Genomic DNA, 14564 nt, shown 5'->3' on the forward strand with positions numbered 1-14564 from the left:
ATGCCTTGAGGCGTTTCTTCATGGCCTCCAGACCGTCGCGCAGCCAGATCAAGCGGACGCCGGAAGATGACACCATGATGCCCTGCTGCTGGAGTTCCCGCGAGGCGCGCTTCTGCCCCGGCGCCGGATTTTCAATCGCCAGTTCGATCACCGCCCGCTCAACGTGCTCCGGCACCCGGTTCTTCAGGATCGGCTTGCGGCGGCTGAGATCCATCAGCGCCTGCCCGCCGCCCTGTTCATAGAGCTCCATGAAGCGGTAGCAGCTGTCCCGGCTGCACCCCATCACCTTGCAGGCCTGCGAAACGCTGCCGAGCTGCTTCGCAGGCTCCAGCAGCCCCAGCTTCGGCTTGATGATCTTGTCCTGAATACTCGTCATTGATCGGCACTCTTTGCTTGCGCTCCAGAAGAGCAGAAATGTCAGATCAAGTCGCGTGTTCTACACATTATCCAACGCCAGTGCCTCAGCGCTACTCTTCCAGAACCTTGCGCGCGGCCCGGAAGCATTCCAGCGCTTGCGGAACACCGCAGTAGATCCCGATCACATGGATGATCGCCCGGATCTCCTCTTTTGTGACGCCGTTGTTGATGGCGCCGCGGCAGTGCAGCTCCCATTCGTGCATCTTGCCCAGCGCTCCGATCATTGAAAGGTTCATCATCGAGCGGGTTTTGGCGTCGATCGCATCATCGCCCCAGCCAAAGCCCCAGCACCAGGCAGTCATTGCCTCCTGGAAGGGGCGGGTGAAATCATCCGCCGCGGCCAGGTTCTTTTCGACATATTCGGCGCCAAGGGTTGCCTTGCGCTGCTCCATTCCCTTCAGGAACAGGTCTTCGTCAAATGCGCTCATCTCAGCCTCTCAGTTTCATGGCGATGTTTTTGGTCTGCACATAGTTCCACAGCGCCTCACGGCCCTTTTCGCGGCCATAGCCGGATTTGCCGTAGCCCCCGAACGGAGTCTCGACCCCGCCCGCGTACCATTCGTTCATGAACACCTGGCCTGCCCGGATCTTGCGGGCCGACTGGGTGGCGCGGTCCAGGTCGCGGGTAAAGACGCCGCCGACCAGCCCGTACTCGGTGCTATTGGCGATCTCGATTGCCTCTGCATCGGACCGGAACTTGAGTACCGACAGCACAGGGCCGAAGATTTCCTCGCTGGAGATGCTATCGTTCGGTGTGATGCCGGAGACAATGGTCGGGGCCAGGAAGGCACCCGCATTGCTAACCGGCGTTCCACCGGTGGCAACGGTGGCGCCGTCTGCCTGCGCCTGCTGGACGATGCCCAGGGCGCGGTCGCGCTGGGGCATGGAGACCATGGCGCCCATGTTGGCGCCGAACTCTGGCCGGTCGATGCCGGGGCCAACGCTGAGGCTTTGGGCCACATTCACCGCGCGCTCGACCAGCTCGTCGTGGCGGCTTTCGTGCACAATCACCCGGCTCATGGCGCTGCAGACCTGGCCTGCGTTGAAGTAGATTCCCCAGCGGATGTCGTTCTCGAAGGCGTCGAGGTCGGCGTCCTCATGCACGATAGCGGCGGATTTGCCGCCGAGTTCCAGCACACACGGCACCACGTTCTGCGCCGCCGCGGTGGCGATACGGATGCCGGTGGGAACCGAGCCGGTAAAGACGATCTGGTTCACCTGCGGGTGACCGGAAAGTGCCGCGCCTGCTTCGTGGCCGCAACCGCACAGGATATTGACCGCGCCAGCCGGGAAACCGGCAGCCTCGGCTGCACGGGCGAGCCAGGCGTTGGTAAGCGGTGTCAGCTCAGGTGTCTTGATCACGCAAGTGTTGCCGGTGGCGAGCGCTGCGGACAGCGAACGCGCGGTCATCTCCACGGGGTAGTTCCAGGGGATGATCTGGGCCGAGACGCCCATCGGCTCGTTCTCGGTCCAGTCGAAGTAACCGCCACCCAGCGGGATCGAGCGGCCTTCGACGGTGCTAGCCTGGTTTCCGTAGTATTCGAAGTAAAGCGCGGCGCCCTCAACCTCGATCCGGGATTCCCACAACGGCTTGCCCTGTTCCAAAGTAAGGACGCGGGCGATCTCGTCGAGATTGTCCAAAAGGTAACGCCCCATCGCCTGTACCATGCGCCCGCGCGCAATCGGGCGCAGCGCGGACAGCTCCCCTGACAGGTGCAGCCGGCGGGCGGCCTGCACGGCGCGGTCCACGTCGGCGGCATCTGCCAGCGCATGCCGCGCCAGCACCTCGCCATTGGCCGGGTTTGTTACATCAATCCACCCTGCCCCGCCGGGCACCCAGGCGCCATCGATGTAGTTCAGCCATTCGGCATCAAGCTGTGTCATTATCCGTTAGGTCTCCGCTGCGAGATCGTGGTCTGCCGCTTCGCGCATCCACTTCTGAAGATGCAGGATTGAATGTTCCGAGTTCACTCCGCAAGAGGGATCAACCACCAAAGGCCCGGGAACATAGCCGCGGCTTTTCAACCCCCGCTGGACAGATTCCACCAAATGGATGTCTTCCTCCACCGTGGTGGCCCGGTCCTGAACCGCCATGCGGCGCACGGTTTCATTGTCCTCGCCGCCGATGGAATACCAGCCGCGCCAAACCACCACATGATCGGCATCGACCGCCCGCCAGTGATAGGTGTTCAGCAGATTGCCGGGATAGACCTGGAAGGAGAACATCGGCCACAAGAACCAGCTGGAGTATTTCTCGTTGTTTTCAAAACCGGAGTTGATGTCATAACTCATCTGCTCCAGCGAATTGCACTCGGTGGTGTGGCGCAGGCAAAAGCCCTGGGGCTGGATGTCATAGGTTTCCGGCTTGATCACCCCGGTCGAAAAAGTCGGATGATTCAGGCTGCAATGATAGCATTCGGAGTAGTTCTCGACCGAAACCTTCCAGTTGCAGTTCTCCGGGATGTCCACCCATTCCAGCGGTTTCAGATCACCCCAGTTGGGCACAAAGCTTTCCAGCTCCCCCCGCACATTCGGGAACCACTCGTCCATCGGCTTGGCCTCGGGATCGAGGTTCACAAAGATGAAGCCCAGGAAAACTTCGGTGCGGACCTCTGTCAGGCAGACCTTGGATTTATCGAAACCCTGCACAGATTTGAGGTTCGGCCCGGCGCGCAGCTGGCCGGTCAGCTCATAGGTCCAGGCGTGATAGGGGCAGACCACAACCCGCGTGGTGCCTTCGCCAGAAACCAATTGGTGGGCACGATGCTGACAGACATTATAGAAAGTGCGGATTTCACCATCGCGCCCCTTGATGCTGAACAGGCTTTCGCCGGCCATTTCAAAAGCAAAATAGTCGCCAGTGTTTTCAAGCTGGCTGGCATGGCCTGCAAATTGCCAGCTGTGCGCCAAAAGACCCTTGCGTTCGGCCTCAAAGAGGACCGGGTCAGTGTAATACCGCGCCTCAAGAGAATGGGTCGGGGCTGTGTTCATTCAGGGTCCTCCGCGTAGATGCCAAGCTGGTGCCTGCGTTTGTGAAACTTCTCCACCCGCTCGACGATTTCCTCGCTGGAGACAGCAATAACAAAGGACAGCAGCGTTTCCAGAAAAGCGATGGTCGAGACGGATGAAGGGAAGAATTGCGGCGTGTCCGCCGAGACGACAAATCCGTGGTCTGCGTGCAGGACCAAGGGGCTGGCGGGGCTGTCGGAAATGCCGACGATGGTGACCCCTTGTTCGCGTGCGATCTGGATCGCCTCGATCACCTCAGCCCTATATGGCTTGCAGGTCATCGCGATAAGCACATCCTGGCTGTCCGCCCAGGCAAGGTCATCGACCGCCGTGGAGCCGGGCCGCGGGATGGCGTGGAATTGCTTCATGCCAGTGGAGGCAAGATAGGTGAAGTTGCGGGCGTTGGCGTTGTTCACCCCCACGCCCAGCGTGAAGACCTGGCGGGAATTCCAGATCGCATGCGCCGCGACCTCCAGGCTGCCCGCATCGATACCGGCAAAGGTTTCCTCGATATTCTGGATCGCGGCGCCCACCATATCGGCATATAGGCCGCCCAACTCACCCGACTTACCGATGTCCTGCAGCCAGCGCGCCCGGTCGGGGAATGACACCCCGCCCCTGCGAATCGCTTCGCGGAACGGGGCGCGGAAATCCTCGTAGCCGTCAAACCCCACCTGCCGCGCCATGCGGACAAAGGTGTTGGGCTTCACATTCGCCGCCTCGGCAATCTCGCGCACGGTGGAAACCCCAACATCCGCAGGGTTTTCCAGCACATAGCGGGCCGCCTTCTGTGCCTCAGGGGTCAGCGCCTCCCACTCTTCGGTGAGGCGCTCTAAAACAGTCGATGATACATTTGTGCCATTCATGATTGACGATGGTACAAAAATGGAATTAGCCTGTCGAGCAGAAAAGCGACTCTGCAATCAGGAACGGCGAAATGGCTGAGAAAGAATTCCCGACACAGGCCAAAGTGGTCATCGTGGGCGGCGGCGTGATGGGAGTGGGCCTGGCCTATCACCTGGCGCATGAGGGCTGGGGCGAGGAGGTGGTGCTGCTGGAGAAGGCTGAGCTGACCTCCGGCTCGACCTGGCACGCAGCGGGGCAGATCACACACTCCACCAGCTCCTTTGGCCTTGGCAAATGCGTTGACTACAACATCGGACTTTATTCAGGGAAGCTAGAGGAAGAGACCGGCCAGGCGGTGACCTGGCACGGCTGCGGCTCGTTCCGCCTGGCCTATACCGAGGACGAGATGGACTGGCTGCGCCACACCCTGTCCGTCGGGCGCTCGCTGGGGTTCAACATCGAACTGGTCGGCCCCGGGAAAGTCGCTGAACTGCACCCCTTCTATAATCTGGATGGCGTGCTGGGCGCGCTTTATACACCCGATGACGGCCACGTGGACCCGACCAACGTCACCATGGCACTGGCCGCAGGCGCCCGCCAGCTGGGCGCGCGGATCATCCGCCACTGCCGCGCCACCAACATCACCCAAGCCAAGAACGGCGAGTGGGTCGTTGAAACGGAAAAAGGCACCATTACTTGCGAGCATGTTGTCAACGCCGGCGGCACCTATGCCCGCCAGATGGGCGAATGGTCCGGTTTGCAGCTGCCGATGACCTCAATGACCCACCATTACTTTGTGACTGAACCGGTACCGGAGTTCGAAAGCTTGGACAAAGAGCTGCCGGTGATCCGCGACGACAAAAAGGTCTCAGGCTATATCCGTATGGAGCAGAAGCGCGGGCTGATCGGGATCTACGAGAAAGAGGGCAGCAACTCAGTCTGGCACGACCACTGCCCCTGGGAATATGAGAACTGGCTGTTTGATGCCGATTACGACCGGGTGATGCCGTGGCTAGAGGAAAGCCTGAACCGGATGCCGATCTTTGCTGACCTCGGTATTCAGCGCGAGGTGCATGGCGCGATCTCCCATCCGCCGGACGGCAACCCATTGATCGGCCCGGCGCCCGGCGTCCAGAACTACTGGTGCTGCTGCGGCACCCAGATCGGCATTGGCTGGGGCCCGGGTCTGACCCGCGAGCTGGCACGCTGGATGGTGCATGGCGCTGCCGACATCTCCATGCGCGAGTACGACCCGCGCCGCTTTGGCACCTATGCCACCAAGGACTGGCAGGTGACCAAAGCGCATGAGGACTACAAACTGCGCCACGAGATCCCCTTCCCGCATTTCAACCGTCTCGCAGGCCGCCCGATCAAGCCGTCGCCGCTCTATGAACGGCTGAAGGAAAAAGGCGCTGTCTATGAGGAAGTCTATGGCCACGAGCGCCCGCGCTGGTTTGCCAAAAACGGTGTCGAACAGCGCGATCACTATTCCTTCCGCCGCAATGAAGTGCACGATATGATCGGGCTGGAATGCAAGGCCGTGCGCGACGGCGTCGGCATCATGGACATCTCCGCCTTCACCAAGGTCGAGGTCTCGGGCCCCGGCGCCGCCGCCCTCTTGGACCGGCTGACCGCCAACCGCCTGCCGCAGAAGGTCGGCGGCATCGCCCTCACCCATATGCTGAACCGCCGCGGCCGGATTGAGCTGGAAACCACCGTGGTGAAACTGGCAGAGGACAGCTACTACCTCGTCTGCGCGGCCTTCTTTGAACAGCGGCTCTTGGACCACCTGAATCAGAACCTCGCGGGCGAAGAGGTGGCGATCACAACCCTCTCCACCGATTGGGCCGCCATCGCTCTCAATGGTCCGAAAGCCCGCGAGGTCCTGGCCGCCTGCACCGATGCCGACCTCACAAACGCCTGTTTCAAATGGCTGACGGCGCAGCAGATCAAGGTTGCAGGCCACACACTCTGGGCCTTCCGTATGTCTTATGCGGGCGAGCTTGGCTGGGAACTCCATATCCCCCGCGATAGCACGCTGGCGGTCTACGACGCGCTTTGGGCTGCGGGCGAAGCACATGGCATTGCCGACTACGGCTCCTTCGCCATGAACGCGATGCGGATGGAGAAGGGCTTCAAGGGCGCCGGTGAACTCACCAATGAGGTGACCCTGGCCGAGGCCGATGTGCTGCGGTTTGCCCGTACCGACAAGGACTACCTGGGCAAGGACAAGACGCTGAACGCGGACGCCCTGCCTTGGGTCTGCGCCTATCTGGAGATCGAGCCGGACGGCATTGAGGACGGCCACGGCGGTGAGGCCGTCCTGCTGGAGGGCCAGGTCGTGGGTTCCACCGCCTCGGTCGCCTATGGCCATACCGTCGGCAAGATCCTGGCCTTTGCTTATGTGAAACCGCACGCCAATGTGCCGGGCACGCAGATCGAAGTGATCGTTGCCGGAGAGCCGCGCAAGGGCCGGATCCTGGGCGCCCCCGCCTATGACCCCGAAAGCCTGCGGCCCCGTACCGACGCGGAACTCGCTCCGGCAGAATGAGCAAACAACAGGCTCCCCTTCATCTATTCAAAAATACTCCGGGGGAGCCAAAGGCGGGGGCAGCGCCCCCTCCTCCATAGCCAAAAAGGGAAACGCGAAAAATGACCCTGCCCGATACCATGAAGGCGATGGTTCTGACCGGCCATGGCGATCTGGACAAATACGAATGGCACGAGGACTGGCCGGTGCCGCAACCCGGCCCGATGGAGGTGCTGATCAAGGTCGGCGCCTGCGGCCTGAACAACACCGATGTGAACACCCGCTCCGGCTGGTATTCCAAGGCAGTTGAGGGCGCCACCACCGGCGGCGCCTTTGACGAAGCGGGCGAGGAAGACCCGACCTGGGGCGGCCGCCCCCTCACCTTCCCCCGCATCCAGGGGGCCGACGCGGTTGGCAAAGTGGTGGCTGCGGGCAAGGGCGCCGACCCCGCGCTGATCGGCAAGCGTGTCATGGTCGGCGGCTGGGTCCGCGACTGGGATGACCGGGAGAATATGAACAAGGCGGGCTACTTCGGCTCCGAATGCGATGGCGGTTTTGCCGAATACACCAAGGCGGATGTCCGTGGTGTTGCGGTGGTTGAAAGCCCAATCAGCGATGCGGAGCTTGCAACCTTCTCCTGCTCTTATGTCACCGCCGAAGGCATGCTGAGCCGAGCCAATGTTGGCGAGGACGACACCGTATTGATCCCCGGAGCTTCGGGCGGGGTTGGCGGCGCGCTGATCCAGCTTGCCAAACGCCGCGGCGCACGGGTGATCGCGATGGCCTCCGAAGCCAAACACGCAGAGGTGGCCGAACTCGGCCCCGACCTGATCCTGCCGCGGTCGCCGAAAAACCTTCGGGCCGCACTTGGCGATGAGAACGTCACCGTTGCAGCCGATGTGGTTGGCGGTGCCGCCTGGCCCGAACTGATCGGCGTGCTGGAGCGCGGCGGCCGCTACACCTGCTCGGGTGCGATTGCCGGACCGATGGTGGAGCTGGATCTGCGAACCTTTTACCTGCGCGACCTGACCTTCACTGGCTCCACTGTGACACCGCACCGCAACTTCACCGATGTGGTCTCCTACATCGAGAAAGGCGAGATCAAACCGGCGCTGGCGGCAACCTACCCGCTTTCAGACTTGAAGGAAGCGCAGGCTGCCTTCATTGCCAAAAAACACACCGGCAACATTGTGGTGGTGCCATGACCCGGGCGCTGTTCGATCAGGCGCTGGCGGCCGTCGAAGCGTATCATGCAGCGCTGCCCGCGGTGGCGGAATTCCAGCCCTGGCCGGATGACCTCTCCTGGGCCGGGCGGGGCGGAAACCAGGTCACCGGCGCAGCGCTGGTGCAATCGGACCCTGGCTTTGCCGCCGAGGGCATCCCGGCAGCCGCCGAGGTTCGCGCGCTGCAGCAGGCGGTCATGGCGCTGGCGCCCGTTGCCGAATGGCGCCTCACCTATACGGAGGAGGAAGTCGGCCAGGATTTCCTGCAGCGCTTCGGCTGGTTTGAATTGGTGGGGCCAACCGGCCACTTCCACTCGCTGCAAACCCGTATGACCATCGGTTATTGGGGTCCGGGGCTTGATTACCCCTGGCATCAGCACGGACCGGAAGAGCTTTACACCATTCTCTCCGGCAGCGCCGATTTCATGGCCAAAGGCGAAGAGGTGCGCCGCCTGGTGCCGGGCGACACCAAGATGCATGGGCCCAATCAGCCGCATGCGATGATCACTAATGAGCATCCGATCCTTTGCTTCGTTTTCTGGCGCGGCGAGGGGCTGGCGGATGATCCGGCAATGTCCCCGGGCTGACCACAGGAGCGTAATCCATGAAGATCACTCGTATCCGCGTGTTCCAGACCGGCCTTCCTTATGTAGGCGGCGCCTATGTTTGGGGCGCAGGCAATGCGATTGAAACCGCCACTGCCTCGGTGGTGGTGATCGACACCGACGCAGGACCGCAAGGCTGCGGCGAGTTCACCCCCTGCGGCGAAAACTACATGGCGGCGCATTCCGAAGGCGTGCCAGCGCTGGCCCGGCTGGTGGCGCCTGCGCTCATCGGCGAGGACCCGCGCGATGCGGCCCGGATCGAGCAGGTCATGGACCACCTGGTGCAGGGGCACGGCTATGCCAAGGGCCCGTTTGACGCCGCTTGCTGGGACATTCTGGGCCAATCGCTGGATGCGCCGCTGTGGCGGCTCTGGGGCGGCAAGCTGACCGACGGCGCGCCGATGTACCGGGTGGCACCGCAGAAGGGCACCGCGGAGACCATTGCCGAAATGGATGGCTACCGGGCGCAGGGCTATCGCCAGTTCCAGGTCAAGGTCGGCGGCGATTGGGCCGCAGATATCGACCGCATCCGCTCTACCGTGCCGTTGCTGAAACCGGGCGAAAAGGCGATGGCCGATGCCAACCAGGGCTGGCGGGTCGACAATGCGCTGCGGGTGGCGCGGGCAACCAGGGATCTGGACTACATCCTCGAGCAACCCTGCCGCACTTACGAGGAATGCCAGCAGGTGCGGATGCGCACCGACCTGCCAATGAAGCTCGATGAATGCGTGACCGGGATGCACGCTGCCCAGCGCATCGTCGCCGATCACGGCGCCGATCTGGTCTGTCTCAAGATCTCCAACCTCGGCGGCATCTCCAAGGCACGCCGGGTACGGGACTACCTTGTCGAAAACCGCCTGCCCGTGGTGGCCGAGGACACTTGGGGCGGCGAGATTGCCAGCGCCGCGCTTGCCCATTTCGCCGCCACCACGCCTGAGGAATACCTGCACAACACCACCGACCTGATGAACTACAACACCCGCTCCACCGGCATCGGCGGCCCGCGTGCCGAGAACGGCAAGCTCTATGCGCCGGATGCGCCCGGGCTGGGTGTGACCCCCGACTTCGAAAGGCTCGGCGCCCCAATTGCCACGTTTGGAGAAAACGCCTGACGCCCACCTTTCTTCTTGCCTCAAATATCCCCGCCGGAGGCTCCCGCATCCGCAACAAGGACCACCGCCCATGAGTACCGCAGCCCAAGCCACCCAGATGATCGACGACGCCCGCGTGCGCGTAACCCGTTTCGACTTTGCCCCCGGAGCCGAGACAGGCTGGCACCGGCACGCGATGGACTACGTGATCACCGCCGTCACCGAGTGCCATATGCGGCTGGAGATGCCGGGCGGCGAAGTGAAGGACGTCACTGTCCCCGCGGGGACAGCCTACCGCCGTAACGAAGGCGTCGAGCATAATGTCATCAACGCAGGCAGCGCCCCGATGAGTTTCGTGGAAGTGGAACTGAAATGAAGATCACCCGAATCACTGTCTACCAGCTCGATATGCCGCTGGTCGAACCCTATTACCTGTCGGGCGGGCGGCTGAAGTTCGAGCGCCTCGACAGCACATTCCTGCGCATTGATACCGACGAGGGCATCTCGGGCTGGGGCGAGGGCTGCCCTTGGGGGCATACCTATCTGCCCGCACACGGGCCGGGGATCCGGGCCGGCATCGCAACACTGGCGCCTGCGCTGATCGGGCTGGACCCGCGCAGCCTGGATCACGTGAACCGGATTATGGATGTGCAGCTGCCGGGCCATCCGTATGTGAAATCCCCGATCGATATGGCCTGCTGGGACATTCTCGGCAAAGCCACGGGCCTGCCGCTGTGGCAACTGCTGGGCGGGGCAGAGGCCGCGCCGGTGCTGGTGAACTCGTCGATCTCCACCGGCAGTCCGGAGGAAATGCTGGCGCTGATCGCCCGTGCCGCGCAAAAGGGCTATACCGTGCATTCGGCCAAGGTGGGCGGCACTGACATCGGCCTCGACATTGACCGGATCGAGGCGATTTCCGAAGGCCTGCCCAAGGGCCACAAGGTGACCTTTGACGTAAACCGCGCCTGGCAGCCCGGCGTCGCGGTGGAGGTGCTGAACTCGGTCAAAGCACGCGACTGGGTGGAGCAGCCCTGCGAGACGCTGGATCAGTGCGCCCATGTGGCGGCGCGGGTCTCCAACCCGATCATACTGGATGAATGCATGCAAACGTTCGGCGACCACCTGGAGGCTTGGAAGCGCGGCGCGTGCGAAGGCGTGAAGGTGAAGCCCAACCGCGTCGGCGGGCTGACCCGGGCGCGGCAGATCCGCGACTTTGGCGTCTCCGTCGGCTGGCAGATGCATATCGAGGATCTGGGCGGATCGGCGCTGGCGGATACCGCAGCGATCCACCTGGCGGCCTCGACGCCGGAGGCCAACCGGCTGGCAAGCTGGCTCTGCCACTACCATCTGGATGCGGATCCGGTCCCCGGCCAGGGCGCGCGCAATGACGCGGGCATTGCCGTGCCGCCCTCCCTGCCCGGCCTCGGCGTGACCCCGGAAGACGGCGTGCTGGGGGACCCGGTTGCGGTCTACGGAGGCTAGTGCGATGCCCGCACGGCTGTTGCAGGAGCTGACACAGTTGGCCGCCCGGACCGAAGGGCTGGAGTGGTTTGCGCCGCGGATGCAGGACCTGCCGCTGCTGGACGCAGAGCCGCGCCAATTGCCTGTGTGCACGAGGATATCCAAACTTCTGCCAGCCGCGGCGCTTGCGTCCCGGCCCGGGCCATCTGTTTCGGCGGGCACGCTACCCGTTGTGAAAGCTCTGATTGCCGCGCTTCCCCGCCTCAAATGGCAGCAGACCTACACCAAGGCGGATGGCTTCTCCCGCAACTGGCTGGACAATTACGGCTGGGTCAATCTGATCTCACCCGAGGGGTTGTACCACAGCAACGAGATGCGCCTGTCGATCGGCTACTGGGGCGCCGGACAGCATTATACCGAGCATTCGCATGCACCTGAGGAGACCTATCTGATCCTGGCCGGCCAGGCCCGGTTCCATTCTCAAGGCCGCCCGCCGCGGGATGCCATCCCCGGAGACACTATCCACCACGCGCTGCATCAGAAACATGCCATTGATATGGTGCCGGGGCCACTGCTGGCCGCCGCCTTCTGGCGCGGAGAAGACCTGCTGAGAAAATCCGACCTTGGAGCACGTAAATGAAAATCACCCGGATCTCCCTGTGGCATGTGCCGCTGACCAGCCACACCGCCTATTACATGGCCGAAGGCAAGACCTGCGGCACCGTCGAAAGCATGGTGCTCGCGTTGGACACGGACGCGGGCCTGACCGGCTGGGGCGAGGTCTGCCCGATCCCGCATTACCTGCCCGCCTATGCCCGCGGCGTGGTGCCCGCGGTTGAGGAGATGGCGCCGGTGCTCATGGGTGCCGATCCGGTGGGACCAGAGGCGGTGATGGCGAAACTGGACTGTTGGCTGCAGGGGCACGCTTACGCCAAATCCGCCATCGACATCGCCCTGTGGGACCTGACCGCGCAGGCCGCCGGGCTGCCGCTTCATGCGCTCTTGGGCGGTCAGCGGCAGGCGGATATGCCGCTTTATCACTCGATCACCTGCGTCGCCCCCGAGGAGATGGCGCACATCGCCCGCGAGGCACAGGAGACCGGCATCACCCAGTTTCAGGTGAAACTCGGCGCCGACCGCGACTGGCTCGCCGATGTGGCCCGGCTGCGGCTGGTGCGCGAGGCGGTAGGCGATGGCCCGCTGGTCTATGGCGACTGGAACTGCGGCGCAACCTCGCTGGATGCCTCCCGCGTGGGCCGGGCCGTTGCCGGTCTGGACATCATGCTGGAACAACCCTGCGCCACCATTGAGGATTGCGCCCGGGTGCGCGCGGCCTGCGGCCTGCCGATGAAGCTGGATGAAAACGCCCATGATACTGCCTCCTTGCTGGCTGGCCACGCGGCAGGCGTGATGGATGCGGTCGCCATTAAGCTCTCGAAATTCGGCGGGTTGTCGGCCTCACGCCGGGCGCGCGACCTGTGCCTGCATTTGGGCGCCAAGATGTGCATCGAGGACACCTGGGGCTCCGACATCACCACCGCGGCGCTGCTGCATCTGGGAGCCTCGACTGATCCGTTGAGCTTGATGAATGTCTGCGACCTCTCTTCCTATGTCAGCCCGCGGCTGGACCCAGCCGGGCCGGAGCGCCGCAACGGCCGTATCGCCCCACCGGAAGGCGCTGGCCTGGGTGTACGTCCCGACCGCGAGGGCCTGGGGGCTCCCGCAGCTGTGATCGATTAATTTTTGACTTATTGGTCAAATCTCACCTAACAATGGGCAACCCGCCCTCAACAGGAACTGAAGACATGGAAAAGATCCTCTCACAGGCCGAATGGACCGAACGCGCCCGTGCGGTGCTGCCCGCGGGCGGCTTTGGCAATTTTGATCCCGGTATCGTCATCCGCGAGGGCAAGGGCTCGCGCGTGTGGGATGAAGACGGGAAGGAGTATATCGACTATCTGATCGGCTCGGGCCCGATGATGCTGGGCCATGGCCACGCGGAGGTGATGGAGGCGGTGCTGGAGCAGCTGCCGAAGGGCATGACTTTCTTTGCCAGCAATGCCCGCGGGGTCGAGCTGGCCGAGGAAATCTGCCGCGCCGTGCCGTGCGGTGAGCAGCTGCGCTATGTCTCCACCGGCGGCGAGGCGGACATGTATGCGATCCGCTTGGCCCGTGCCTTCACCGGGCGCACCAAGATCGTGAAGTTCGAGGGCGGCTATCACGGCATGTCGGCGGAGGCACAGATGAGCCTGGCGCCTTCGGTGCGGGTGAATTTCCCGCAGGCAGTGCCGGACAGCGCAGGCATCCCGCCGTCGGTGGCTGCCGAGGTGCTGGTCGCACCGTTCAACGATTTTGAGTACATCAAGCAGCTGATGGCGGAGCACGGGCACGAGATTGCCGCGATCATCGCCGAACCGCTGCAGCGCATCGTGCCGCCGCTGCCGGGTTTCCTGGAGCTTCTGCGCGAGGAGACGCAGAAACACGGCAGCCTGTTGATTTTCGACGAAGTGGTGACCGGATTCCGCTCCACCTATGGCGGCGGGCAAGAGCTGTATGGCGTGACACCGGATCTGGCGACGCTGGGCAAGGTGATCGGCGGCGGTTTCCCGCTGGCTGCCATCGTTGGCCGCGCCGATGTCATGCAGCATTTCGACAAGGCACAAGTCGGTGCCGAGGGCTGGCTGATGCAGCTGGGTACGCTGTCGGGCAACCCGGTGGCGGCTGCGGCCGGCCTCAAGACCATGGAGGTTCTGCGCCGCGAGGGTGCCTATGACCGGCTGAACGGAACTGGCAAGCGGCTGATGCAGGCAACAAGTGCAGCACTGGAAGAGGCCGGGGTACCGTTCCGGATCGTAGGCGAGCCTGCGCTGTTCGAAGTTGTGTTCACGGACAGCAAAGTTCGGGACTACCGCGATACTCAAGCGGGCAATGCGGAACGCACCAGACGGTACAATGCGGTGCTGCGCGAAGAAGGCATATTCAAGTCCCCAGGCAAGACCTACCCCAGCCTGGCGTTGACCGAAGAGGATCTGGACCAGACCGAGGCATCCATCCGCAAGGCTGCTATGGCACTGGACTAATCAAGGCGGTTATGGCCAGGCCCGTCCGTGGGCGGGTGCGCAGCGCCCGCCTGTTTCGCCGGAGGCTGACCTGCGGTTTAACAGAGCAGGCCGGCGCTGCCCGGCGGCGGGATTGGGTGTGCCAGATCCTTCCCTGATGCAGTTGACGAAATCAGCAACGGCGCGGGCAACGGACCACGGCATTGGCGAGCTTCAGCGGCTGCGGCGAACCGGGGAAATGCTGGCAGGCTTACCCTCGGCCGCCCATCTGGCTAGGCTGCAAAACCCAGATGTTCCGGAGGGTTGCATAGGCACCACCGTTC

The 14564-nt window shown here is 63.2% G+C and carries 14 protein-coding genes; 9 read left to right on the forward strand and 5 right to left on the reverse strand.

The genetic code is table 11. The features are described 5' to 3' along the window. The 5 genes from AQUI_RS0103775 to AQUI_RS0103795 all read right to left on the reverse strand — a co-directional run. The coding region (locus AQUI_RS0103775) for a helix-turn-helix domain-containing protein (RefSeq protein WP_027256314.1) at nucleotides 1-376 on the reverse strand (376 nt) is incomplete at its 3' end. A 91-nt stretch (nucleotides 377-467) separates the two neighbouring features. Continuing rightward, on the reverse strand, nucleotides 468-845 hold the full coding sequence (locus AQUI_RS0103780; RefSeq protein WP_027256315.1) for a carboxymuconolactone decarboxylase family protein: 378 nt from the start codon (nucleotides 843-845) through the stop codon (nucleotides 468-470). A 1-nt stretch (nucleotide 846) separates the two neighbouring features. Continuing rightward, entirely contained in the window at nucleotides 847-2301 is a 1455-nt protein-coding gene (locus AQUI_RS0103785) for an aldehyde dehydrogenase family protein (protein WP_027256316.1), read from the reverse strand. A gap of 6 nt (nucleotides 2302-2307) precedes the next feature. Then, complete coding sequence (locus tag AQUI_RS0103790) at nucleotides 2308-3408, reverse strand: aromatic ring-hydroxylating oxygenase subunit alpha (RefSeq protein ID WP_027256317.1); 1101 nt, start codon at nucleotides 3406-3408, stop codon at nucleotides 2308-2310. Beyond that, a complete protein-coding gene (locus AQUI_RS0103795) occupies nucleotides 3405-4292 on the reverse strand; it encodes a MurR/RpiR family transcriptional regulator (RefSeq protein WP_027256318.1) in 888 nt (295 codons plus the stop codon). The genes AQUI_RS0103790 and AQUI_RS0103795 overlap by 4 nt, the downstream gene beginning before the upstream one ends. 71 nt (nucleotides 4293-4363) lie before the next feature. On the opposite strand from AQUI_RS0103795, the gene AQUI_RS0103800 reads away from it, so the two are divergent. From AQUI_RS0103800 to AQUI_RS0103840, 9 genes are all read left to right on the forward strand, one after another. Beyond that, nucleotides 4364-6823, forward strand: a complete 2460-nt coding sequence (locus AQUI_RS0103800) for an FAD-dependent oxidoreductase (RefSeq protein ID WP_027256319.1) — start codon at nucleotides 4364-4366, stop codon at nucleotides 6821-6823. Nucleotides 6824-6924: 101 nt separating this feature from the next. Further along, the gene (locus tag AQUI_RS0103805) at nucleotides 6925-8007 is read left to right on the forward strand and encodes an alcohol dehydrogenase family protein (RefSeq protein WP_035919784.1); all 1083 of its coding nucleotides are present in this window, start codon (nucleotides 6925-6927) and stop codon (nucleotides 8005-8007) included. Continuing rightward, nucleotides 8004-8612, forward strand: a complete 609-nt coding sequence (locus AQUI_RS0103810) for a dimethylsulfonioproprionate lyase family protein (RefSeq protein WP_035919786.1) — start codon at nucleotides 8004-8006, stop codon at nucleotides 8610-8612. Before AQUI_RS0103805 ends, AQUI_RS0103810 begins: the two co-directional genes overlap by 4 nt. A gap of 17 nt (nucleotides 8613-8629) precedes the next feature. After that, complete coding sequence (locus tag AQUI_RS0103815) at nucleotides 8630-9742, forward strand: mandelate racemase/muconate lactonizing enzyme family protein (RefSeq protein ID WP_027256322.1); 1113 nt, start codon at nucleotides 8630-8632, stop codon at nucleotides 9740-9742. 70 nt (nucleotides 9743-9812) lie between these two features. Continuing rightward, nucleotides 9813-10097, forward strand: coding sequence for a cupin domain-containing protein (locus AQUI_RS0103820; RefSeq protein WP_027256323.1), 285 nt, complete (start codon nucleotides 9813-9815; stop codon nucleotides 10095-10097). Further along, nucleotides 10094-11203: a mandelate racemase/muconate lactonizing enzyme family protein gene (locus AQUI_RS0103825; RefSeq protein ID WP_027256324.1), complete on the forward strand. Its 1110-nt coding sequence runs from the start codon at nucleotides 10094-10096 to the stop codon at nucleotides 11201-11203. The genes AQUI_RS0103820 and AQUI_RS0103825 overlap by 4 nt, the downstream gene beginning before the upstream one ends. A gap of 4 nt (nucleotides 11204-11207) precedes the next feature. Next, on the forward strand, nucleotides 11208-11822 hold the full coding sequence (locus tag AQUI_RS29135) for a dimethylsulfonioproprionate lyase family protein (RefSeq protein ID WP_051371813.1): 615 nt from the start codon (nucleotides 11208-11210) through the stop codon (nucleotides 11820-11822). Further along, a complete protein-coding gene (locus tag AQUI_RS0103835) occupies nucleotides 11819-12922 on the forward strand; it encodes a mandelate racemase/muconate lactonizing enzyme family protein (RefSeq protein ID WP_027256325.1) in 1104 nt (367 codons plus the stop codon). The genes AQUI_RS29135 and AQUI_RS0103835 overlap by 4 nt, the downstream gene beginning before the upstream one ends. Before the next feature lie 65 nt (nucleotides 12923-12987). Continuing rightward, complete coding sequence (locus AQUI_RS0103840) at nucleotides 12988-14262, forward strand: aspartate aminotransferase family protein (protein ID WP_027256326.1); 1275 nt, start codon at nucleotides 12988-12990, stop codon at nucleotides 14260-14262. Nucleotides 14263-14564 lie beyond the last annotated feature (302 nt).

Source organism: Leisingera aquimarina DSM 24565 (assembly GCF_000473165.1).
Classification (GTDB): Bacteria; Pseudomonadota; Alphaproteobacteria; order Rhodobacterales; family Rhodobacteraceae; genus Leisingera; species Leisingera aquimarina.

What these genes read in the sequence shown, in the direction of transcription:
- AQUI_RS0103780 (WP_027256315.1), bottom strand. Translation starts at nt 845, where the DNA reads ATGAGCGCATTTGACGAAGACCTGTTCCTGAAGGGAATGGAGCAGCGC.
- AQUI_RS0103785 (WP_027256316.1), bottom strand. Translation starts at nt 2,301, where the DNA reads ATGACACAGCTTGATGCCGAATGGCTGAACTACATCGATGGCGCCTGG.
- AQUI_RS0103790 (WP_027256317.1), bottom strand. Translation starts at nt 3,408, where the DNA reads ATGAACACAGCCCCGACCCATTCTCTTGAGGCGCGGTATTACACTGAC.
- AQUI_RS0103795 (WP_027256318.1), bottom strand. Translation starts at nt 4,292, where the DNA reads ATGAATGGCACAAATGTATCATCGACTGTTTTAGAGCGCCTCACCGAA.
- AQUI_RS0103800 (WP_027256319.1), top strand. Translation starts at nt 4,364, where the DNA reads ATGGCTGAGAAAGAATTCCCGACACAGGCCAAAGTGGTCATCGTGGGC.
- AQUI_RS0103805 (WP_035919784.1), top strand. Translation starts at nt 6,925, where the DNA reads ATGACCCTGCCCGATACCATGAAGGCGATGGTTCTGACCGGCCATGGC.
- AQUI_RS0103810 (WP_035919786.1), top strand. Translation starts at nt 8,004, where the DNA reads ATGACCCGGGCGCTGTTCGATCAGGCGCTGGCGGCCGTCGAAGCGTAT.
- AQUI_RS0103815 (WP_027256322.1), top strand. Translation starts at nt 8,630, where the DNA reads ATGAAGATCACTCGTATCCGCGTGTTCCAGACCGGCCTTCCTTATGTA.
- AQUI_RS0103820 (WP_027256323.1), top strand. Translation starts at nt 9,813, where the DNA reads ATGAGTACCGCAGCCCAAGCCACCCAGATGATCGACGACGCCCGCGTG.
- AQUI_RS0103825 (WP_027256324.1), top strand. Translation starts at nt 10,094, where the DNA reads ATGAAGATCACCCGAATCACTGTCTACCAGCTCGATATGCCGCTGGTC.
- AQUI_RS29135 (WP_051371813.1), top strand. Translation starts at nt 11,208, where the DNA reads ATGCCCGCACGGCTGTTGCAGGAGCTGACACAGTTGGCCGCCCGGACC.
- AQUI_RS0103835 (WP_027256325.1), top strand. Translation starts at nt 11,819, where the DNA reads ATGAAAATCACCCGGATCTCCCTGTGGCATGTGCCGCTGACCAGCCAC.
- AQUI_RS0103840 (WP_027256326.1), top strand. Translation starts at nt 12,988, where the DNA reads ATGGAAAAGATCCTCTCACAGGCCGAATGGACCGAACGCGCCCGTGCG.